Here is a 19,800-nt window from a genome sequence, read left to right on the forward strand (position 1 = left end):
ATTTTAAACACAGATCTAAAATAACAACATTATAGATTAAATGCAAAAATAATCGATGAAATACATGTTTTTGCGTTTATTGTAGTATAAATAGTAACCTAAAGCACATTGATTCGTTTTAAAAGTTCCGTTTTATTTGACCTACTTATTGGAATAACATCTTTTGCAATTAAAACACTATTATCTTCAATATCAATAATTTTGGTAACATTAATAATAAAGGAACGATGAATTTTCAAGAATAAATCTTTGGGAAGTTTATCTTCTATCTTTTTCATTGTCGAGTGTACAATGTAGTTTTTAGTGTCAGTCCTTATATGAATGTAATCCCCTTTGGCTTCAATAACATTCACTGAAAAATTATCAATTTTTATCAATCTACGATCTATATTTACATAGAAATGGTTGGATTTTTCTTCTGCTTGTAGAGGTGTAGCTGCTTGTGCTTCATCGGTTTTTACAACTGTAACTTTTTGAATCGCTTTTAAAAATCGAGATTCTGTAATGGGTTTCACAAGATAATCTACAATACATTCATATTCAAAGGCATCAATAGCAAAATCTCTATCAGAAGTTACTAAGATAATTCGAGGAGGATTTTTTATAGTTTGAATAAAATCAAAACCTGAGAAATTAGGCATGTGGATGTCCAAGAATATAAGATCAACTTGTTTTTGATTTAAAAATTTCATGGCATCAATGGCACTTGAGAATTCTCCTATACATTCAATATCTGTTGAAGTTATTACAAATTGCGCTATTATGGCTCTTGCCATTTCTTCATCATCGACAATAATGCAATTCATACAGCTGTTTTTTAGAGTTTTATAACAAAATCCTGCATAGCCTTTAAAATTGTTTCAAAATCATTTTTTAGGGCTACAGAGTCATTATTTAAATTATGTTCATAATCAACAGCAATATAATAACTTTTTTCGAGACCTAGTATAGAAATTTTATGTTTCAGTTTATGAACAGATTGCGCAGCATTAAAAAAATCTGATTCATGCATGTAATTTTCATAGGTTTTAACCTCTGCAGGCAATTCTTTTTTTATAATATTTATTATTTTTTCTTTGAATTGCTCATTATCACCAGACAATTCATTTACATAATTCAAATTAGGCGTTTCCATGATCCTTTGGTATTGTGAAGAAAAAAGTAGTTCCTACTTTTTCTTGGCTTTCAAGCCAAATTCTTCCTTTATAAAACTCAATTATTCTTTTTACGATAGAAAGCCCTATTCCAGAGGAGTTATCGTCATTTTGTAATTTTGAAAAAATATCAAAAACCTTGTGCTGGTATACCTGTGGAATACCAATACCGTTGTCTTTTATTTGAAATAAATATTCTTGTTCATTTTCGGTATTTGAGATCTCAATCTCAATGTGTTCTTTATCATTGTATTTAAGCGCATTTTGTATTAGATTTTGAAAAAGTTGCTTCAATCTAAAATCATTTCCCATTAAAACAGGAAGATCATTAGTTATGCTAATGTTTGCATTATTTGGAATTTCAATAGTTTTCAAGAAATCTTGCACAACATGATTAACATCAATAACTCGTTCTTCATGCGTCTCATTTTCAATAGAGGAATAGTTTAATATCCCTGTAATTAACGAATCCATTTTCTCTACATTTAACAAAATTCTATTCAAAGAATTCAAATTAGCCACGTTCATTAAAGACTCATTGTCTTGAATAAACCAGTTAATCAAGGTATCAATACTACGCAAAGGTGCCTTTAAATCATGTGAAACCATATGGGCATATTCATTCAATGCTTTGTTTTGTTTTTCAAGATTAAATAACAATTCTTCTCTTTGTTTATTAATTTTTACAATTTCAATAGATTGTTGTTTAATGTAATCAGAAGAATCAAAAACCGTTGTATTATTCATAAATTCTTGTCCTACGCTCATGGAATCAAGAATAGACTGTAAGTTTTTATTTAATTCTTTTAGGCTTTTAGCTTCATCCCTTAATTTTTGATTCGCCTCAAATAATTCATCAGAACTAATTTTCATAGCGCGCTGGAGCATATCTATTTGACTCTCATAATTTTGATACGATTCATTGACTGCATCCATAAAAATATCCAAGTCATTAAGACCTCCCGCAAGTTTTTTATCTATCTGACGTTTAAGTAATGAATGCATTATTCGCTTATTAAGGTTAATGTCATCGTTTGATTGTGTAGCTCACAAGCGGTCTCTCCATTAAAAGGAGCCATTTCACCATAAGAATAAAATCCTGCAATAGGAACTTGTTGACCAATAACCTCTCTAACGTGCTCTATTTCTTCTTCAACTCGCTGACTCATTACTAATTTCCTGCCAATACAGCTTACCAAAAGAGCTAATTCAGGAGCTGTAGTTCTATTTTTCATACCATATTTTGCGGCAGTATTAGCACCTTGTGCAATCCCATCAACTGATGCCATCATGAGTTGAACTCTTGAATTTACAGGCACATCACCTGCAAGAATCATAGACTGTGTATCATTATCAATATTTAAAATAGTACGTACCACTGGTTCTTTCTTACCATCCGGTCTTACATTTAGCGGATATAATAAAGAAGCTTGCGGAAGTTCACTAGATTTATCTCCTAGATATTTTTTATAGAGGTCTAAAGCTGGTTGACCATCAATTTCATACAAGACATTTGCGACTGACTTTGTGATAACGCGCTCTGGGCCAAAGGGAATCCAACCACCAAAACTAGCATACGAAACCTCAAATGTTGACCCATAAAAACCTATTAATACTACTTCACCCTCTTTTGGATCTTCCTTGTATGAGGCAAGTGTTTTTTCAAAACGTGCATCATCACCACACATACCGCCTGTTATGGATAAACCTGAAAACAAATTAGATTCAAGTCCTGCAATAAGAGAACTTCCGTTTACAAAGCTTCCCTCAGATATAACAAACAAATGTTTTAAACCTTCTTGCGGCATCTGGTTAAACAAGTGCTCTCCAAGAAGTTTAGCATCTTTGTTAAAATCTAAAATATTTTCTCGTTTAACAACAAAACTAGATTTTTCAAACTCTATGGCAATTACAGAAACAGAATCATCATTAACACTTGAACCTGAAATTTCACCTGAAGTAGAACCAAAAACAAGATGTTCATACGGGAACTCGTTACGAATATCCTGTAAAACCTCCGTGTTTGCTAATAAAAAACGATTCCCAAAAACAAGAACAAGTGGATTTAGTAATTTTGACTTTTCTTGTATATAGCTCCATCCACCTCGGGCTAATTTGTTAGCTTGAATAATTTTCATGTTTCTTTTTTTAATTTAACAAAGAATGTGGTCCCTATACCTTCTTGGCTTTCTAACCAAATTTCCCCTTGATAAAAAGTTATAATTTTCTTTACAATTGACAACCCTATACCTGTTGAGTGTTTACTTGTTGTAAATGACTTAAAGGTTTCAAATATTTTTGAATGAATTTCTTTTGGCATTCCAACCCCATTGTCTTTTATAGAAAAAACATATGTGCCACCATCTTCAATTACGGCCACCTCAACTAAACCTTGTTCCTTATCTATATAATTAACTGCATTTCCTATCAAGTTTTGAAATAATTGTTGTATCCTAAACCGATCTGCTTTAATACTAGGTAGTAAACCTAAAATAGAAACAGTAATATGATCTGGAAGATGAATAATATCTATAATACTCTGTACAATTTCATGAGTATCTATAATTTCTGATTTTGCTGCCTCCTTATCAATTTTAGAATATGTTAAAATACCCTCAATAAGGTGATCCATTTTCTCGACTTTATGCTCAATTAATGAAAAATATTTTTGAGTTGGTGCGTCAAAATTACCTGCATTTTCTTCTTTAATCCAGGTAATCAACGAATTAATACTCCGTAAAGGCGATTTTAAATCATGTGAAACAATTTGCGCATAATCCTCAAGTTCTTTATTAGTTTTTTCTAAATCAGATAACAAATTCTCTTTTTGGGATTCTAATTCTTTTTGTGCTGTAATATCTTCTTCAATAGCAAAATATTTTATTATTTTCCCGACTTTGTCATAAAGTGCTTGCCCTTGAATACGTACCCAGTATTTCTCTTTGTTTTTTGAATAATTAATGATCTCACAATTAAAAGGGAGGCCTTTTTTAATTTGATTTCTCAAATAAAGAATCACCTCAGGATTCGATTCTGGACCTTGTAACAATTCACCAGGTGACCGCCCTATAATTTCCTCCTTAGAATACCCAGACATCCTTAAAAAGCTTGTATTAGCCCATTCTATTCTACCCTTTTTATCTGCAATTATGACCGAATTTAAATTTTTCTCAGCAATCAACGATAACAAATACAATTGCTGCTCTTGATTTTTTTGATGTGTAATGTCTAGGTGAATTCCTATTGAACCTATTAAATTACCTTGTAAATCATAATTTGGAGCACCACTAATAAGCCATATTCTTTCTTTTTTATTTTTATCAAATACTAGCAACTCATAGGAATCTGTTAATCCATCAGCTCTTAATTTATCTTTTGTCATTAGTATATCCTTACCGCTTTCATTAACAAAGATTTCTATAGCATTATTTCCTAAGAGCTCTTGTTGTGTATAGCCACTCATAGTTGTAAAACCTTGATTAGCCATGGTAATCTTATTATCAAGATCAACTTCAAGCAATCCAAGATTCATGTTTGCAATTATTCCTCTGTACTTCTCTTTTTCAATTTGTAAACTTTCATCATACCTTTTTTTGAGAGAGATATCCTCAATCATGGCGAAAAATTGAGTAACCTTACCATTTTCATCAAGTATGGGCTGCCCTTTGGCCTTAACCCAAAAAGAACTACCATCTTTCCTTCCATGCTTCAATTCAACATCAAATGGAAATCCATTATAAAAAGAAGTTACCATAATATTCAACTGCTCATCATCAATATCCGAGGTTCTACCTATTTGCACTGGAGTTCTACCTATAATTTCATCTTTGGAATAACCCGTATAGGTAGTATAAGCATCATTACACCAAAATATTTTACCATTAGGCATAGTAAACACAATACCATTATTGTTTAAACTTGCAACTAGTGACAACCTTTTAAACTCCTCTTCGTCTCTTTTTTTAACTGTGATATCCTCTATTAATGCAAAATATTCTGTTACATTTCCGTGTTTGTCAAATAAAGGTTGTCCTTCAGCCTTAGCCCAAAACCACGTACTATCCTTTTTATAATGTATTAATTCCTGATTAAAATGTTCTCCTTTTACCTTTGCAGTTTTTATTGCATCAAATATAGATTGATCTACTAAGGCTCCATGAAACAAATCCTCAGTGGTACGCCCTATTGCCTCTTGCAAGGAGTATCCCGTAAGTTTCACAAAACCCTCGTTAGCCCAATTAACAGTTCCATCAAGTGCTGTAAAAATTACCGCATTAACATTGGTACTTGCTACAAGAGACAATCTGTTTAAATCTGCTTCACTTTTCTTCTGCTCTGTTACATCACGACCATTAATATTTACATAACCTTGTTCTTTTAGAGTCTTACAAACAAAGGAATAAACTTTATTATTAGTTTGGGCTTCAAATATCCATCTTTCTTTGTCAAAATCAATTTTTGTTACAATATGTTTAAAAAAATCATCCGTTAGATAATTACTACCGTCGTAAAGAAAGGTTGTTAATTGTTCTGCAGCTGGATTACGTTTCAAAAGATTGCCTTTGTTATCAATACGGATTAAAGGATCTGGATTTTGCGTTGTGAAAAGAGCAATATCTTTAATTTCCTTATTAGCTTGATTCAACTTGTTTTTTTGATCATTGATGGTTGTCAACAATTCTTTTAATTCCTTAGATGTATTATCAGCATTGTTAAGAACATGTAACAAATCAATTGAAGGGTCATTTGGAGCAAAATCTTCAAATGTAAGGCCTTTGTTCATGAGTTCTACCATAGATGTAAACCAAGGAGAGCCTACAAACAATACATTTTCACCCACTAACTCAAACTGCCCTCGAAGTGTGAGACCTGATATATTATTTTGAATTACAATATGATTATTGCAATGTGAGACAATTTCCTCATAAGAAATAAAATCTAGTTGTGGTCTTACAATTTTAAATACACTTGTAAATAAAGCATTATTGCTTAAGCCTTGACATACTTTGCCTAGGCTTTTACCAAAATTTATAATTTCAAAATCTGGAGAAACCAGAATGTAAAATGGGAACAATCTATTCAAACTGTTTTCATCAAAACAAAGTGCTAGATCCTTCATGGAATTACCAATTAATTTTGAATATTTCGTGAGTACTGCCTTCGTTTCTTGACTGTAATAGTGTTATGGTTACGGGTGTTTTGTATATAATACTCAGTCCTTGAATAATACCTTTAACAAAATCTTGAAGCCCAACTCTCTTAGAGTGATAATGCAAATTAAGCCCAGATTTACTAACGTCACTTACTTTAAACTCTGGAGGAGTTAGTTTAGGATAAACAAGCATAACCCTATTGTGAAAATTAGGTAAATTGATTAAAAAATCACTCAAACTCTTTCCTCCAGACTCCATTAATCCTGGATATTTCTCAGATGTAGTATGCACTACCCACCATTCTCCAAAAGCAATTAGTACCTGACTCAAAGTCATGTTCATTTCTTCTGAAAGTGTGGTAGCAATTTGATAAGTTATAGCATCATCATAGACTTCATTGCTTAGAAAAAAATCAACATCAACGCCGCTTTTCTCATGAACAATTTCCCATTTTTCTCTACCAAAATTAGCAACTACTAAGTCTTCTATTGATTTATTTACAATACCGTACATAATCTTAATTTGTGATTAACTCATTTGCACTCCAATATTCAACAAGTTTTGTAACCCTATCCACATACTCATCATATTTTAAGGGCTTTAACAAATAACCCGCAATTCCTATTCTGTAGCATTCTAACAAATCTGACCTATTGCTAGATGTTGTCAATACGATTGCAGGAATGTATTTTAAATACTCATCTGACTTTAATATCCCTAGGAACTCAATTCCATTTATTTTAGGCATGTTCAAATCCAAAACAATAATATCTGGAACAATTTCTTTTTCCTTTAATATTGTAATAGCTTCCTCACCATTATTTGCCTCAACAATTTTATGAGCTGTTTTTAAGGTACTTAAAACCCTATTAAACTTCATTACTTCAATTTCATCATCTTCTATAAGCAAAATATTTAGTGCCTTTGTCATAGTCTTTAGGAGTTATTTTTTAAAAACTAAAAGTAGTAAAGTTATACCAAGCAATTAAGCGCTATCGATATAACTGAGTTTGATATAGACCAAAATGCATTAAGTATCGATAACTGGTTATAACAATTTTAATTCAAGTTGAATTTTTTTGGGCAAACTATTACAAATTAATTCATAAGAATGTTCAATCAACTCCTTTAATAGATGGTCTGAAACCGATTTATTTACAGCTACGGTGTTCCAATGAATTTTACTCATATGAAAACCGGGCTGAATGTCATCATACTCCGCGCGTAATTCAAGAGCACGCTCTGGGTTACACTTTAAATTTACTGATGGTTGACCTTTCTCCCACCGGCTTAAAGATGTTAACGCAAACATCTTACCACCTACTTTAAAAACCATTGTATCCTGATCAAAAGGAAAATGTTCTGTCACTCCTTTTTTTGAAAGACAAAATTCATAGTATGTTTCTAAATTCATTTTCTAAAATTATTTTTTCAATTTGATGATAGTATATAATATAGGTTTACTCGGACTGGCATCATTCTCAAAAGAAGCAATCTGTAAATTCAGTAAATAACTGCCATCTTTAATTTCATCAGCCACATAAATCATTTCGGTAATGGTACAATCTAGTCGTGCATTAGGATTGAGATTATGAACATCTGTTACATTCCAAAAGGCTTTGTGTGCCACTAATTTCCCATCATCGTGCTCTTTGTCCACACTCGGTAAATCAATCAATAAGTGCTGGATTCCGCTTTCGCGAATGAAACGCGCGGCATCTTCAGCTAAATAAGGCGGATTGGTATTCGAATATTTAAAATTCTTTTTGCTCGCTAAATTGGGTAATGTTCTAATGAGAATTGCTTCAGGAGTTTTTCCCATTAAAGTTTTTTCAATTTGACTCTTGGTAATTACCAAATCTTGCTGATGTAATTCCGGTTGAATCGAAATTAATTCGGCCAAAAAGAAAAACCGTTTCAAACATTGATTGATGCTGTAAAAATCACGTGTGATATGCCCCAAGCATTCCGTATGCGTTCCGTGTCCATGCGGATTAAAAAAAATATTATTGAAATTTGTAGAAGATTTCCCTTCCGAAACTTTTCCGATCCAATCCCCAAAAACCACGGGTTCAATTGTTGGTTTTTCAATATACCAAGCAATTGGGTTTTCATCAGTATTGGTTAACGGAATCGAAATATCAATGGGTTTTGATAGGTCAATTTCAAAGTTGTTAATTTTTGCTTTCATAGTTTTATTACCGCAAAGGATGCTAAGAGAATGACCAAAATCACAAAGCTTAGCGAACTTTGCGAAAAACTTTGCGAACCTTGTGTTTAAATTACTCTTCCAAATTTAAGTAAAATAAGTCTGATGCAATTCCATCTGTCAAAAACTTTCCTTTGGGTGTTGGCTTCAAAATATTGTTTTCAATAAAAACCAAATCATCATCAAGGAATTTCTGAGATTGTTTATTCAAATATTCTAGATATTCGCTTCCAAATTCAGTTTCAATTCTTTCCAAAGAAACGCCCCAAACAGTCCGTAATCCCGTCATAACATATTCGTTGTAACTGTCCGTAATCGAAAGAATTTCTATTTCGTTTGGGATTTTATTTTCGTGAATGGATTTTAAATAAAGGGAATTGTTTGACACATTCCAACTCCTTGAAACACCATCATAACTGTGTGCTGATGGGCCAATTCCAATGTATTTTTTCCCCAACCAATAGGCCGAATTGTTCTTTGAAAAATAATTGGCCTTGCCAAAATTCGACAATTCATAATGTATAAAATCATTGGCCTCTAGCATTTCAACCAAAATAGCAAAATGTTCTTGCGCAGATTCATCGTTGGGTTTGGCTATTTTTCCCGTTTGTATAAGTTTGTTTAATGCCGTTTTAGGTTCAACAGTCAAGGCATAACTTGAAATATGCGGTATACCAAAAGACAACGCTGTTTCGATATTTTGTTTCCATTTCTCATTGCTCATATCAGGAATTCCATAGATCAAATCAAGAGAAATATTATCAAAATAGCGAGTAGCTTCTGCTAAACATTTTTTGGCCTCCGCCGAATTATGAGCACGATTCATAAGAATTAAATCCTCTTCAAAAAACGACTGAATCCCGATACTTAAACGATTTATTTTGCTTTGTGACAATTCAAGTATTCGCTCGCTAGACAAATCATCTGGATTGGCTTCGAGTGTAATTTCTGGATTTTCAATCACTACATAATGACTATAAACTGTCTCAATCAAAAAATTAATTTCTTCTGAAGTTAATACGCTTGGCGTCCCACCACCAAAATAAATAGTCTCAACTTGTTCCTTTTCAAACTCGCTTTTACGCATTTGCAATTCCTTGGCAATAGCCAAAACCATCTCCTCTTTCTTCTTCATAGAAGTCGAAAAATGAAAATCACAGTAATGACACGCCTGTTTGCAAAAGGGTATGTGTATGTAGATTCCGCTCATTTCTATAGTATTCAGTCACAGTCGCAGTTTACAGTTGCTGCGACTGAAAACTATTTCTTCACTCGTTCCTCATTTTGTTTCACAAAAGCATCCCAACCGGTATAACTTTTAGCACCAACCACTTTTCCTGAATTGAAAAAATGACAAACTGCTGCTGCCAAACCATCCGTACTATCGAGATTTTTAGGCAATTCTTTCAATCCTAAAAGCTGTTGCAGCATTTTGGCAACTTGTTCTTTTGTGGCATTTCCGTTTCCGGTGATAGCCATTTTAATTTTCTTTGGTTCATATTCCGTAATAGGGATATCTCTAGAAAGTCCCGCCGCCATGGCTACACCTTGTGCACGCCCCAACTTGAGCATCGATTGTACGTTTTTACCAAAGAAAGGCGCTTCAATGGCAATCTCGTCTGGATGGTGCGTATCGATTAATTCAATCGTTCGTTCAAAAATGATTTTCAGTTTTTGATAATGATTGTCGTATTTAGACAATTGCAATTCGTTCAATTGCAAAAAATGCATTTTTTTATTGACAATTTTGATCAACCCAAAACCCATAATCGTGGTTCCAGGGTCAATTCCTAATATGATGCGTTCGTTTGACATTATTGTTTTAAAAATTTCATTTCCATATCTATCATTTCTTTTTCCATAGCCGAAATTTTATTTCGAATGACCTCGTTCTTGTTATTTATTACAAAAAAACGCTCTTTTTTTTGGACATAAAACTCATTTACAATTTTGTTTGGATAATTTGATAGTGAACAAACAATATCATAATCAAATGGAATAACCTGTCTATTTTGTATTGTTACAACTCCATATTTTTTATTCTTCAACAAAATAATATTTTGATCAGTAAGATAATATAACTTATCATAAACAGCCGGAATCACAACTTTTCCTTCTTTTGTAATCAATCCAAACTTCTTGTTTTTTGTGACAAAATGATAATTAGAACCAGGTCCGTACTCTACCCAGTTTGACATTTCACTATATTCAAAAGGAATAATAACTTTTCCCGATCTGTCAATTACACCATATTTATCTTTTAATTTCACCATAAAACGATTATCATGATCATAAGTACAGGGTGAAATATCTTGATAAATAAAATCAAAAAGAATTCTAAAATTATAATCTACAATCCCAACCTTTTCGTTTTTCTTTATGATATAATATTTTTCATTCTTAAATGAGACAACAGATTCATTATCTATTGGCAATACAATTTTATTTTTGGAATCTATCAATCCGTATTTTCCATTGTTTTTTACGACTGTTTTATTCAAACCTTCAAAACGCTCTATTTCTTGATACTTTAAAGGGATCAAAATGTTACCTCGATCATCAATCACTCCCGAAAGTCCGTCCATCCCTTGAACTTGATAGATAACTTTGATTTTATTATCTATCTTAATATGATCTTTAAAATAATCTTTTACCCTATCAATCAGCACATTACCCTTTTCATCAAATAATGTAAGACTGTTTTTTTTAAAACCCACGTAACTATCTGACTCACTATACTCTTCTTGCAAATAACCTATAGAGTCAAATTGAGTTATAATTACCTGACTGTCTTTCAAATTTATGAGTCCATAACGGTTGTTTACAGATACAATTGCTAAATTATTTTTATTAAAATTTGTAGCAAATTTATATTTACCAAATGGAATTTTTACCGCTAAATTAGAATCTAAAAACCCTAATTTACTTTCCTTTCTCACTAAAACTAAACTGCTATTAGTGAACTTAATTTCATCGTATTCAAAATTCGACATTGGTTTTCCTGAAATGGAATAAAATGCCCATTTATTATTTTTACATACAGCAATTAACTTAACCGAATCTAAAACAATAATTTCTTGAAAATTAAAAGGAACAATAGTTACTCCTATTTTATTGATTAATCCATAGTTAAAATTTTTTTTAACTAAAGCTAAACCTAAAGAATTAAAATCATCTGCTTGGTCAAAGTGGAAAGCTATAACTTCTTTTCCTTTTCTATCTAAAAATCCATACCTACCCTTAATTTTTGCAGCAGCCAGCCCTTCTGAATACAAATTTAATTCATCATATATAATTGGAACGATTTCATTTTGATAAATATCTATGTAGCCCTTTTTATCCCATTTGGTAGCATGTATCATTTGATGATCATCCATGGGATTCAAAAAAGTATATTCCCCTAAGGGTATAACAACATTACCTTTTGCGTCATTATATCCCCATGACCCATCCCCATTAACTCTAACATAAGCAGCTTGTTTGTCAAAGCCAATTTCTTTTTTACAAGAAAAAAACGGTAGAACCATCAGTAATACGATCAAAAGTGATTTTGCCAAACGATTTAGTTTAAAGTTTTGTTACTTTGTAACGATGATTTCAATTCCACACAAAACTAAGCAATTCCTCGTACTTCTAATCAAAGTTTTGATTGTGGCTGGTGCGTTTTATTTTATTTACAATCAACTAGCCCATAATGATAAATTAGATTGGCAAAAATTCATTGTTCTATTCCAAAAAAACCAATCCATTACTGGAATCGCGTTTATTTTAGTACTGAGTGTTTTGAATCGGTTTTTCGAAATATTGAAATGGCAAAACCTGGTAACATTTATATATAAAATCACATTGAGCGAAGCTACAAAACAAGTTCTGGGCGCGCTAACCGCTGGACTTTTTACACCAAATGGAGTGGGTGAATATGCGGGCAAAGCACTCTTTTTTGAAAAAAAAGAAACTAAAAAAATCATTTTCCTGAACCTGATTTGCAACGGAATCCAAATGATTCTGACTGTTATTTTTGGGCTTTTTGGGTTGCTGTATTTTAATGCACAATACCATGTGATTACCATAAAAACAGTTGCGTTGATTTTTGGAATGTTTTTACTCCTTTTCATTATTTTATTTTCGGTCAAAAAAATTACTATCAAAGGATATTCCATCGAAAAACTGATTCATAAAATTAATGAAATTCCAAAACCCATACATCAAAAAAACATCTTTTTAGGTATTTGCCGCTATCTGGTTTTCTCTCACCAATACTACTTTTTGTTTTTAGCTTTTGATGTTGATTTGCCTTACTTCACCCTGATTGCAACAATTTCATCCGTTTATTTTTTAGCGTCATCCTTACCCACTTTTCAATTTTTGGACTTTGCAGTTAAAGGAAGTGTTGCGGTTTATTTCTTTGGAATTCTTGGCGTAAACGAATGGATTGTAATTTTTATTTCGACTTTGATGTGGTTTTTAAATGTAGTTTTACCGGTTGTAATTGGTACCTATTATGTTTTGAATTTTAATAGTAACTCCATAATAAAAGGAACTAAAATACTATAAAATGCTGTTTTCAATTATTGTTTCGCTCATAATACTCCTATATTGCTCGGCAATACTGGCATTAATTTATGGTTTCAACAAAGTAAACGTGATAAATTACTTTGGCTTAAAGCCAAAAACAAAATTTTCGATTGTTGTTCCTTTCCGGAATGAAGCTGAAAATTTACCCATTTTATTAGAAAGCTTATCGAAATTGAAATATCCCATGGAGCTGTTTGAGGTGATTTTAGTAGACGATGAATCAGAAGAAGTGTTCAATCCTCAGTATTCAGTTCTCAAAGTTCGGATGATAAAAAACATTCGGACATCAAATTCGCCTAAAAAAGATGCGATTGTAACTGCAATGCAAATTGTGAACTCCAATTGGGTTATCACCACCGATGCCGATTGTATAGTCCCAGAAAACTGGTTATTAACTTTAGACAATTACATTCAGCTTCATGATGTAGCCATGATTGCTGGAGCGGTCACGTATGCGTGTACTAATTCATTTTTACATCAGTTTCAGCAATTGGATTTGGCGAGTTTACAAGGCGCAACTATTGGAAGTTTTGGCATTAACAAAGGATTTATGTGTAATGGTGCTAACTTTGCCTATACGAAATCCTTTTTCCAGGAGCTCAATGGTTTTGAAGGAAATGACAGAATCGCCAGTGGTGACGATGTATTCTTGCTCCAAAAAGCAATTACAAAATCACCCGAAAAAGTGCATTATCTAAAGTCTGAAAATAATATTGTTATTACAAAACCAATGAACGATTGGAAATCTTTGTTTTACCAACGCGTTCGTTGGGCTTCAAAAACAAGTTCCTATCAAAGTAGTTTCGGAAAAGGATTGGGGCTTTTAATATTTACAGGAAATTTAAGTTTAATCCTATCGATAGTACTTACCATTTTTGGATGTATCTCCTTTGCTTACCCGTTACTAATTTTCATAACAAAAGCAATAATTGACAGCATATTAATTTACAAAACGAACCATTTTTTATGCAAATCCAAGATTAGTTATTTGCTTTTGAGTAGTATATGGTATCCTTTTTTTAGCAGCAGTGTTGCCTTATATTCGTTATTTGGAAAATACGAATGGAAAGGAAGATCCTTTACAAAATAATAATTAATGGCGCTTAAAAAGTATACTTGAAAAAATCAATGCTAATATTATTGATGAAAGTACTCCCAAAATAGTATCTCCTATTTTATCCCATCCCACAACTAGAGAAAATCTTAAACTCAAGAATAAAATACTAAAAAACAATACACTACACCAAAATATCGGGTGAATTACTACAACGCACGTTTTATCTTTTGGGATTTGAAAAAAATAAAATCCTAAAATCAAAAGACCTATTATTGAGGTGCCGTATTGCAGCCATTCGTAAACTGGAAAAGATAGAAAACTCATTTCTAGAAAAGTACTTTTTTGCACAAAAAAACCATCCGAATGCGTAAATGCATCTAAAAAAAAATGTGTCGAAGCTCCTATCAAAAAAGATGCAAGCACCTTTAAAATATTATTTTTAAAGTAATCGAGCCAATTGTTCGTTTTCAATTCGGTTAACCTGCTTTGTAAAAAAAAAGGTAAATTTAAAAGGAGTGTTTTTTTTAAAATTCCGTGAAATAATAAAACAACTAATATTGCTAGAGGTAAATCTATCTGGAATAATCCTGGCAGCGTATGACTTATTTCGCTTTGAGTTCTCATTCTAAAAAAAAATTCAAGATCTGGTGACATAGCACCAACTAATAATCCTGTAGCTGATAAATTTCTATTTCTTAAAAACGGTAATACCACCACGGTATGCGAAAAAGTAAACGGCATAATTACTCTACTTTTAAAATTACTGGCAAAGTAAACTGAGTTTTTACAGGTAAACCGCGTTTGATTGCCGGATTAACTTTAGGAAAATCAACCAAACGTGCTTTCAAAATACTATCAATTTTCACCTTATCATAAGAAACAGAATCTTGTGGGAACTTTGGCTCAAATTGTAATGTTGCATCCGGAAAAACAGTTACTTTGAGTTCAATAGTATCCAGTTCAGGGAAAAGCAACGGTAGTGTATCTGCACTTAGTTTTTCTTGAATCAATTGTGTTAAAACTTCAAAAAAACAATGTTGTCGCTGTTTTTTATTTACAATCTTATCACACTCAATAATAGAAGGATACTCATCCACTTCTTTCCAGTTGATAGCTTTTAATTCTTTTTGTAAAAGCTCTTGCTCTGAGGGAACAGAAGCCTCGAAGTACTGACAGGAGTAAAAAATAAAAAAAAGTAAAAATAGATAATATGATTTCAAAATGAGTTTTTGTTGATTTATTTTTAATTGTATAAAATTACAACTATTTTTTTTGCGAATTTTTTGTTTTCAAATAATCCTCATAACTTTCAGCCAACCATTTATTTTTACTCTCAGTAGCTGTAGCCTTTTGATCTGGATAAAGCGCTGCAAGACGTTCAGAAAAAATAGCAATACAAACTGTATAAGAGTAAAACTCTTCTTTGGTTAAAAGTACTGAACTTGCTTTTTTATCAAAAAATTCAAAAAAAAGCAAATCAAATTCTTTCAATGAATAGTTTAACACTTTCATTCTGTTCTTATTGTAAATACTATCTTTTACTACTGCATCTTTTTGATTTTGAAAATTATCCTGAGCATAAATAGTGTTACAACCAATAATAAACATTACAAATACTAAAAGTGACAAACTATTTATTGCTTTCATTTGAAAAATTCGAGTTATATTTATGTTGTACAAAAATACTAAAAATAAATTATGGATTTGTTTCTTTTACTCGTTGGTTTTTGTTGTGTAATTGCGGGTATATTTGGAAGTTTTTTACCGGTATTACCAGGCCCTACAATTAGTTGGCTTGGGGTTGCATTACTTTATTTAACGCATGCAGTACCCATGAATCACTGGATTCTTTGGAGTACCCTACTAATAACTATTATAATTTCTATTTTAGACTATATAATTCCTGCTCAGGGAACTAAAAAATTTGGTGGCAGTAGTTACGGTATTTGGGGAACAAATATTGGACTTGTGATTGGTATATTTGCACCAATCCCGTTTGGATTTCTTATTGGACCTTTCTTGGGTGCTTTAATAGGCGAACTTATTTATGATTTTAAGGACCACAAACGCGCTTTAAAAGCCGCTACTGGGTCTTTCATTGGCTTCCTCGCCTCTAGCTTCATGAAGTTTGTACTTTGTATGGTATTTTTAGGACTCTATATATGGATTGTTTGGCAATACAAAGCAGTTTTGTTTTGATTTACGATATGTAATCAAAATAAATAATGACAACTATTCTATTTTACCAAAAACAAAAAAGTCTTTCTTTCGAAAGACTTTTTTTTTAAATACTAGCGGTCTGGACGGGACTCGAACCCGCGACCCCATGCGTGACAGGCATGTATTCTAACCAACTGAACTACCAAACCAGTATTATTCTTTATAAGTTTTGATTCTAAAATTTAGTTTCTTGATAATAACTAATTGCGGTTAAAACAATTAAGATCTTACCGCTTTTGAAGCTATAAATTAAAACACTTCCTTCAATTTAAATCAAAAAAGCTATTCGCCGAGGCGAAAAGCTTTTCATTGGTCTAACTACTAAACCCGCTACGAGTTACAAATTCGTAGCAAACAACACAACTAACGTTAAAAACCGTAAAGGGGCAAAAAAGCCTTTCTGTTACGAAAGGCTTTCCCCAATATTGCGGTCTGGACGGGACTCGAACCCGCGACCCCATGCGTGACAGGCATGTATTCTAACCAACTGAACTACCAAACCTCTGCGTTATTGCGGTGGCAAAGATACAATAGATTTCCGTTTACGCAAGCGTTTTTTTAAAATAATTTCAAAAAAAATACCACTTATTATCCAAAGTTTTGTTTTTCAGCTAAATATGTCATCATTATTTTTTCAAAATTTTCATCAACATGAACTGGAACGTACTTAATTCTGTTTTGTGAGCAAGTCATAGACAGCTTTTTTAAGTATAATTGCATCTGATTTTGGTATTCTTCTTGTACTGTATCTGAGAAAACAGCAACTTCTTCTCCTGTTTCCACATCAACAAACTTCCTAGGTGTGTTGTCAAATTCAAAATCAAGCTCCGTTTTGCCATCAATTACATGAAACAAGACTACTTTATGCTTATTGTGCTTTAAATGCTGCAGGGCGCTAAATAAGGCTTGTTCTTTTTTAGAATCAACAGACTCGTCAAAACTCTGAAACATGTCTGTAAACAATATGATCATAGACCTACGATGCATCTTCTCGGCTATTTGATGTAAATATGTTACGGTATCTGTATTTTTTGCAACCGTAGGCTTTTGTAGTAAGCCTTCAAGGGCATTTAAAATCATCCTGTGGTGTCGGTCGCTCCCTTTCTCTGGTGCATAATACTCATACGTATCCGAAAAAACACTTAAACCAACTGCATCTCTCTGTTTCTTTAATAAATTCATCAATACCGCCGAGGCCAATACTGAAAATCCTATCTTGTTCTCAAAAAAGTTTTGGTTGCCTAACAATTGAGGATAATGCATAGAAGAAGAATTATCAATTATAATATGACATCTTAAATTAGTCTCTTCTTCATAACGCTTGGTATACAACCTATCGGTTTTGGCATACAGCTTCCAGTCAATATGTTTTGTACTCTCGCCAGCATTATACACTTTATGCTCAGCAAACTCTGCCGAAAAGCCATGAAACGGACTCTTATGCATTCCTGAAATAAATCCTTCTACAACCTGATTAGCCAGTAATTCAAGATGCTGGAAACTAGTAATTTTCTCTATTTGCGATTCAATCTTCATAACCCAAATATATTAAAAGATTAAATGATTTAAAAATTAAAGCGCTATATAACAAGATTAGTCCAAAATAAAATACAAAACTGTTCTTAAACAAAAAAAGGTTTGACTAGCGCCAAACCTTTTCTATATCTAAAATTGATTCTAAAACTTCAATGTTAATTACAACAAAGCGTCAAGACTATCTGCATACGTTTGCTTAGGAGCTACTCCTACTTGCTTTCCTACTACTTCTCCGTTATGAAAAACCAATACTGTTGGGATATTTCTAACGCCGTATTTTGCAGCAAATTCTTGATTTGCATCAACGTCAACCTTACCAACAACAACTTTTCCTTCGTATTCGTTGCTTAATTCATCAATGATTGGACCTACCATTCTACATGGTCCACACCATGCTGCCCAAAAATCTACCATAACTGGTTTGTCTGATTTCAAAACTACTTCTTCAAAAGTAGCATCTGTTATTGCTAATGCCATAATATATATTTTAAGTTTATCATTTGAATTTTTGAATATTCAAACTAGACTACAAATTTAGAAATTAAAAACAAATCAATCACTATTCCCAAATTAGTTTTGACTATTAATCTATTATCAATTCCTATTTACTTCGTTTACTCCAATAATTTATTTTCTTTTGGAGCTTTTTCCTGCTGTACGCTGCATCTTTTTTCAATTTTAGAACAAAAGCTTTTTGAATTATGCTTTTCCTAAAAATTGTAAAAAGGATGCCGCTTCCATCAGGGCTATAAAAACAAACTCCGAAACCTATTTTTGCAAACAAAAAAAGGGATGCTCTTTCGAACACCCCTTTTTATTAAAACTTTTTATTAAATTACAAACTGTACTTTAATCCAAGAGTCAATCCTAAACCACTAATACCAACGTAAGAGCTGATATCATCAGAAGCTTTTGTATTATCAAAGCCTGCTGAATTGGTTGTTCTATTATTTGAAGTACTGTTAATTTGCTCTACATAGTTTACGTGGTTAACAGAATACGAAGCATCTGGACGAAACGATGTTGGAACAGTCAATTTATTTACACCATTTTCAGTATATGCTTTCGTTTCTTTAGATTTACCGTGTACTGTAAAATTACGATACTCTAACTCTCCGTAAACCGAAATGTTTTTTCCTAATTTATAAGATGTACCTACAACTGCCATAAAACCTACTGTTGGGTTTGGCAAAACTTTTTCCTTTGTGTAAGAATTTACAGCGCCTGCAGGGGTTGTATATGTTCTATTTGTTTCAATTGTTAAATCACCATGAACCGGGACAATTACACCAACTTTTGTGTAAGGTTCAAAACCATTTGACTCTCCTAAAAATAGAACAACAGCTGGCGCTAAATCAAATGCTGTAATTTTTCCTTGTGCTTTTCCTGTTGCAAAAATTGGACCAGGAGCAACTAGTCTATTAACTGTTTCCACCATCGTTTTACTAGTACTTTTGAAATAATTCAATCCCATCTCAAAACCTAATCTAGAAGAAACACGGTAACCAGCAGTTAAACCAGTTCTAAATCCCTCTCCAAAAGACCCATGATTCGTTTCTCTTGAAAGCAAAGTTGTTCCGTTTGTGGCATATACATCCGTATTTGGCAATTGCCCTGAAACCACAGGAAATTCTGTAGCTGCAGTTTGCATAAAATAAGAACCACCTAATTTAAAATACCAACTTTCATTTTTTTCTGTTTGGGCTACCATCGTCATTGTGCAAAGTGCAAATCCCAATAAGAATAACTGTTTTTTCATGCTATTGTTTTTTTATCATTTTTGCAAAAGTACTTTATTTACGCTAATAATCATTAAATAACTGTACAAACAATGGTGTTAAATTTAATTAAGCCTTAAAAATCAATATTTTAAAAAAATAACTTAGAGAATTAAAA

21 protein-coding genes and 2 tRNA genes are annotated in these 19,800 nt (G+C 32.4%); 3 read left to right on the forward strand and 20 right to left on the reverse strand.

Annotated elements, in window-relative coordinates:
* Positions 1 to 98: 98 nt before the first annotated feature.
* The 12 genes from AC061E_RS03875 to AC061E_RS03930 form a co-directional block, all read right to left on the reverse strand.
* Positions 99 to 806 (reverse strand): LytR/AlgR family response regulator transcription factor, encoded by a 708-nt coding sequence (locus AC061E_RS03875; RefSeq protein WP_478285087.1) that lies wholly within the window; start codon positions 804 to 806, stop codon positions 99 to 101.
* Positions 807 to 817: 11 nt separating this feature from the next.
* Positions 818 to 1,135, reverse strand: coding sequence for an Hpt domain-containing protein (locus AC061E_RS03880; protein WP_478285088.1), 318 nt, complete (start codon positions 1,133 to 1,135; stop codon positions 818 to 820).
* The gene (locus AC061E_RS03885; protein ID WP_478285089.1) at positions 1,122 to 2,159 is read right to left on the reverse strand and encodes a sensor histidine kinase; all 1,038 of its coding nucleotides are present in this window, start codon (positions 2,157 to 2,159) and stop codon (positions 1,122 to 1,124) included. Before AC061E_RS03885 ends, AC061E_RS03880 begins: the two co-directional genes overlap by 14 nt.
* Positions 2,159 to 3,292, reverse strand: coding sequence for an FIST signal transduction protein (locus tag AC061E_RS03890; RefSeq protein ID WP_478285090.1), 1,134 nt, complete (start codon positions 3,290 to 3,292; stop codon positions 2,159 to 2,161). Before AC061E_RS03890 ends, AC061E_RS03885 begins: the two co-directional genes overlap by 1 nt.
* A complete protein-coding gene (locus AC061E_RS03895) occupies positions 3,289 to 6,273 on the reverse strand; it encodes a PAS domain S-box protein (protein WP_478285091.1) in 2,985 nt (994 codons plus the stop codon). The genes AC061E_RS03890 and AC061E_RS03895 overlap by 4 nt, the downstream gene beginning before the upstream one ends.
* A 4-nt stretch (positions 6,274 to 6,277) precedes the next feature.
* Positions 6,278 to 6,820 (reverse strand): heme NO-binding domain-containing protein, encoded by a 543-nt coding sequence (locus tag AC061E_RS03900; protein WP_478285092.1) that lies wholly within the window; start codon positions 6,818 to 6,820, stop codon positions 6,278 to 6,280.
* A gap of 4 nt (positions 6,821 to 6,824) precedes the next feature.
* A complete protein-coding gene (locus AC061E_RS03905) occupies positions 6,825 to 7,238 on the reverse strand; it encodes a response regulator (protein WP_478285093.1) in 414 nt (137 codons plus the stop codon).
* Positions 7,239 to 7,355: 117 nt separating this feature from the next.
* Positions 7,356 to 7,721 (reverse strand): MmcQ/YjbR family DNA-binding protein, encoded by a 366-nt coding sequence (locus tag AC061E_RS03910; protein ID WP_478285094.1) that lies wholly within the window; start codon positions 7,719 to 7,721, stop codon positions 7,356 to 7,358.
* Positions 7,722 to 7,730: 9 nt separating this feature from the next.
* Positions 7,731 to 8,498 carry a cyclase family protein gene (locus AC061E_RS03915; protein ID WP_478285095.1) on the reverse strand — a complete coding sequence of 256 codons (768 nt, stop codon included), beginning with the start codon at positions 8,496 to 8,498 and terminating at the stop codon, positions 7,731 to 7,733.
* 91 nt (positions 8,499 to 8,589) lie between these two features.
* Positions 8,590 to 9,726, reverse strand: coding sequence for a radical SAM family heme chaperone HemW (gene hemW / locus AC061E_RS03920; protein WP_478285096.1), 1,137 nt, complete (start codon positions 9,724 to 9,726; stop codon positions 8,590 to 8,592).
* 50 nt (positions 9,727 to 9,776) lie between these two features.
* A complete protein-coding gene (ruvC, locus tag AC061E_RS03925; protein ID WP_158728399.1) occupies positions 9,777 to 10,331 on the reverse strand; it encodes a crossover junction endodeoxyribonuclease RuvC in 555 nt (184 codons plus the stop codon).
* Positions 10,331 to 12,073: a WG repeat-containing protein gene (locus AC061E_RS03930; protein ID WP_478285097.1), complete on the reverse strand. Its 1,743-nt coding sequence runs from the start codon at positions 12,071 to 12,073 to the stop codon at positions 10,331 to 10,333. The genes ruvC and AC061E_RS03930 overlap by 1 nt, the downstream gene beginning before the upstream one ends.
* A gap of 34 nt (positions 12,074 to 12,107) precedes the next feature.
* Between AC061E_RS03930 and AC061E_RS03935 the strand changes: the two genes are divergently transcribed.
* On the forward strand, positions 12,108 to 13,070 hold the full coding sequence (locus AC061E_RS03935; protein WP_478285098.1) for a hypothetical protein: 963 nt from the start codon (positions 12,108 to 12,110) through the stop codon (positions 13,068 to 13,070).
* Position 13,071: 1 nt separating this feature from the next.
* Positions 13,072 to 14,181, forward strand: a complete 1,110-nt coding sequence (locus AC061E_RS03940) for a glycosyltransferase family 2 protein (protein ID WP_478285099.1) — start codon at positions 13,072 to 13,074, stop codon at positions 14,179 to 14,181.
* 3 nt (positions 14,182 to 14,184) lie between these two features.
* Here the strand turns inward: AC061E_RS03940 and AC061E_RS03945 are convergent, their stop codons facing one another.
* Genes AC061E_RS03945 through AC061E_RS03955 form a run of 3 tightly spaced genes read right to left on the reverse strand, consistent with a single transcriptional unit; the run spans position 14,185 to position 15,795 of the window.
* Positions 14,185 to 14,889 carry a DUF4184 family protein gene (locus tag AC061E_RS03945; protein ID WP_478285100.1) on the reverse strand — a complete coding sequence of 235 codons (705 nt, stop codon included), beginning with the start codon at positions 14,887 to 14,889 and terminating at the stop codon, positions 14,185 to 14,187.
* A gap of 2 nt (positions 14,890 to 14,891) precedes the next feature.
* Positions 14,892 to 15,368, reverse strand: coding sequence for a hypothetical protein (locus AC061E_RS03950; RefSeq protein ID WP_478285101.1), 477 nt, complete (start codon positions 15,366 to 15,368; stop codon positions 14,892 to 14,894).
* Between the two features lie 43 nt (positions 15,369 to 15,411).
* Entirely contained in the window at positions 15,412 to 15,795 is a 384-nt protein-coding gene (locus AC061E_RS03955; RefSeq protein ID WP_478285102.1) for a hypothetical protein, read from the reverse strand.
* A 51-nt stretch (positions 15,796 to 15,846) separates the two neighbouring features.
* On the opposite strand from AC061E_RS03955, the gene AC061E_RS03960 reads away from it, so the two are divergent.
* On the forward strand, positions 15,847 to 16,347 hold the full coding sequence (locus AC061E_RS03960) for a DUF456 domain-containing protein (protein WP_478285103.1): 501 nt from the start codon (positions 15,847 to 15,849) through the stop codon (positions 16,345 to 16,347).
* A gap of 96 nt (positions 16,348 to 16,443) precedes the next feature.
* Here AC061E_RS03960 and AC061E_RS03965 read toward each other — a convergent pair.
* From AC061E_RS03965 to AC061E_RS03985, 5 genes are all read right to left on the reverse strand, one after another.
* A tRNA-Asp gene (locus AC061E_RS03965) sits at positions 16,444 to 16,517 on the reverse strand.
* 279 nt (positions 16,518 to 16,796) lie between these two features.
* Positions 16,797 to 16,870: transfer RNA gene (locus AC061E_RS03970), tRNA-Asp, on the reverse strand.
* Positions 16,871 to 16,956: 86 nt separating this feature from the next.
* Positions 16,957 to 17,904: a DUF58 domain-containing protein gene (locus AC061E_RS03975; RefSeq protein ID WP_478285104.1), complete on the reverse strand. Its 948-nt coding sequence runs from the start codon at positions 17,902 to 17,904 to the stop codon at positions 16,957 to 16,959.
* A 159-nt stretch (positions 17,905 to 18,063) separates the two neighbouring features.
* Entirely contained in the window at positions 18,064 to 18,381 is a 318-nt protein-coding gene (gene trxA / locus AC061E_RS03980; protein ID WP_024980008.1) for a thioredoxin, read from the reverse strand.
* A 358-nt stretch (positions 18,382 to 18,739) separates the two neighbouring features.
* Entirely contained in the window at positions 18,740 to 19,663 is a 924-nt protein-coding gene (locus tag AC061E_RS03985) for an outer membrane beta-barrel protein (protein WP_478285105.1), read from the reverse strand.
* Positions 19,664 to 19,800 lie beyond the last annotated feature (137 nt).

This window comes from Flavobacterium sp. GNP011, from assembly GCF_056428925.1.

Coding starts and splice junctions, on each gene's coding strand:
- AC061E_RS03875 (WP_478285087.1), bottom strand. CDS start 806: ATGAATTGCATTATTGTCGATGATGAAGAAATGGCAAGAGCCATAATA.
- hemW (WP_478285096.1), bottom strand. CDS start 9,726: ATGAGCGGAATCTACATACACATACCCTTTTGCAAACAGGCGTGTCAT.
- AC061E_RS03885 (WP_478285089.1), bottom strand. CDS start 2,159: ATGCATTCATTACTTAAACGTCAGATAGATAAAAAACTTGCGGGAGGT.
- AC061E_RS03940 (WP_478285099.1), top strand. CDS start 13,072: ATGCTGTTTTCAATTATTGTTTCGCTCATAATACTCCTATATTGCTCG.
- AC061E_RS03910 (WP_478285094.1), bottom strand. CDS start 7,721: ATGAATTTAGAAACATACTATGAATTTTGTCTTTCAAAAAAAGGAGTG.
- AC061E_RS03955 (WP_478285102.1), bottom strand. CDS start 15,795: ATGAAAGCAATAAATAGTTTGTCACTTTTAGTATTTGTAATGTTTATT.
- AC061E_RS03905 (WP_478285093.1), bottom strand. CDS start 7,238: ATGACAAAGGCACTAAATATTTTGCTTATAGAAGATGATGAAATTGAA.
- ruvC (WP_158728399.1), bottom strand. CDS start 10,331: ATGTCAAACGAACGCATCATATTAGGAATTGACCCTGGAACCACGATT.
- AC061E_RS03985 (WP_478285105.1), bottom strand. CDS start 19,663: ATGAAAAAACAGTTATTCTTATTGGGATTTGCACTTTGCACAATGACG.
- trxA (WP_024980008.1), bottom strand. CDS start 18,381: ATGGCATTAGCAATAACAGATGCTACTTTTGAAGAAGTAGTTTTGAAA.
- AC061E_RS03895 (WP_478285091.1), bottom strand. CDS start 6,273: ATGAAGGATCTAGCACTTTGTTTTGATGAAAACAGTTTGAATAGATTG.
- AC061E_RS03915 (WP_478285095.1), bottom strand. CDS start 8,498: ATGAAAGCAAAAATTAACAACTTTGAAATTGACCTATCAAAACCCATT.
- AC061E_RS03960 (WP_478285103.1), top strand. CDS start 15,847: ATGGATTTGTTTCTTTTACTCGTTGGTTTTTGTTGTGTAATTGCGGGT.
- AC061E_RS03880 (WP_478285088.1), bottom strand. CDS start 1,135: ATGGAAACGCCTAATTTGAATTATGTAAATGAATTGTCTGGTGATAAT.
- AC061E_RS03890 (WP_478285090.1), bottom strand. CDS start 3,292: ATGAAAATTATTCAAGCTAACAAATTAGCCCGAGGTGGATGGAGCTAT.
- AC061E_RS03900 (WP_478285092.1), bottom strand. CDS start 6,820: ATGTACGGTATTGTAAATAAATCAATAGAAGACTTAGTAGTTGCTAAT.
- AC061E_RS03975 (WP_478285104.1), bottom strand. CDS start 17,904: ATGAAGATTGAATCGCAAATAGAGAAAATTACTAGTTTCCAGCATCTT.
- AC061E_RS03935 (WP_478285098.1), top strand. CDS start 12,108: ATGATTTCAATTCCACACAAAACTAAGCAATTCCTCGTACTTCTAATC.
- AC061E_RS03945 (WP_478285100.1), bottom strand. CDS start 14,889: ATGCCGTTTACTTTTTCGCATACCGTGGTGGTATTACCGTTTTTAAGA.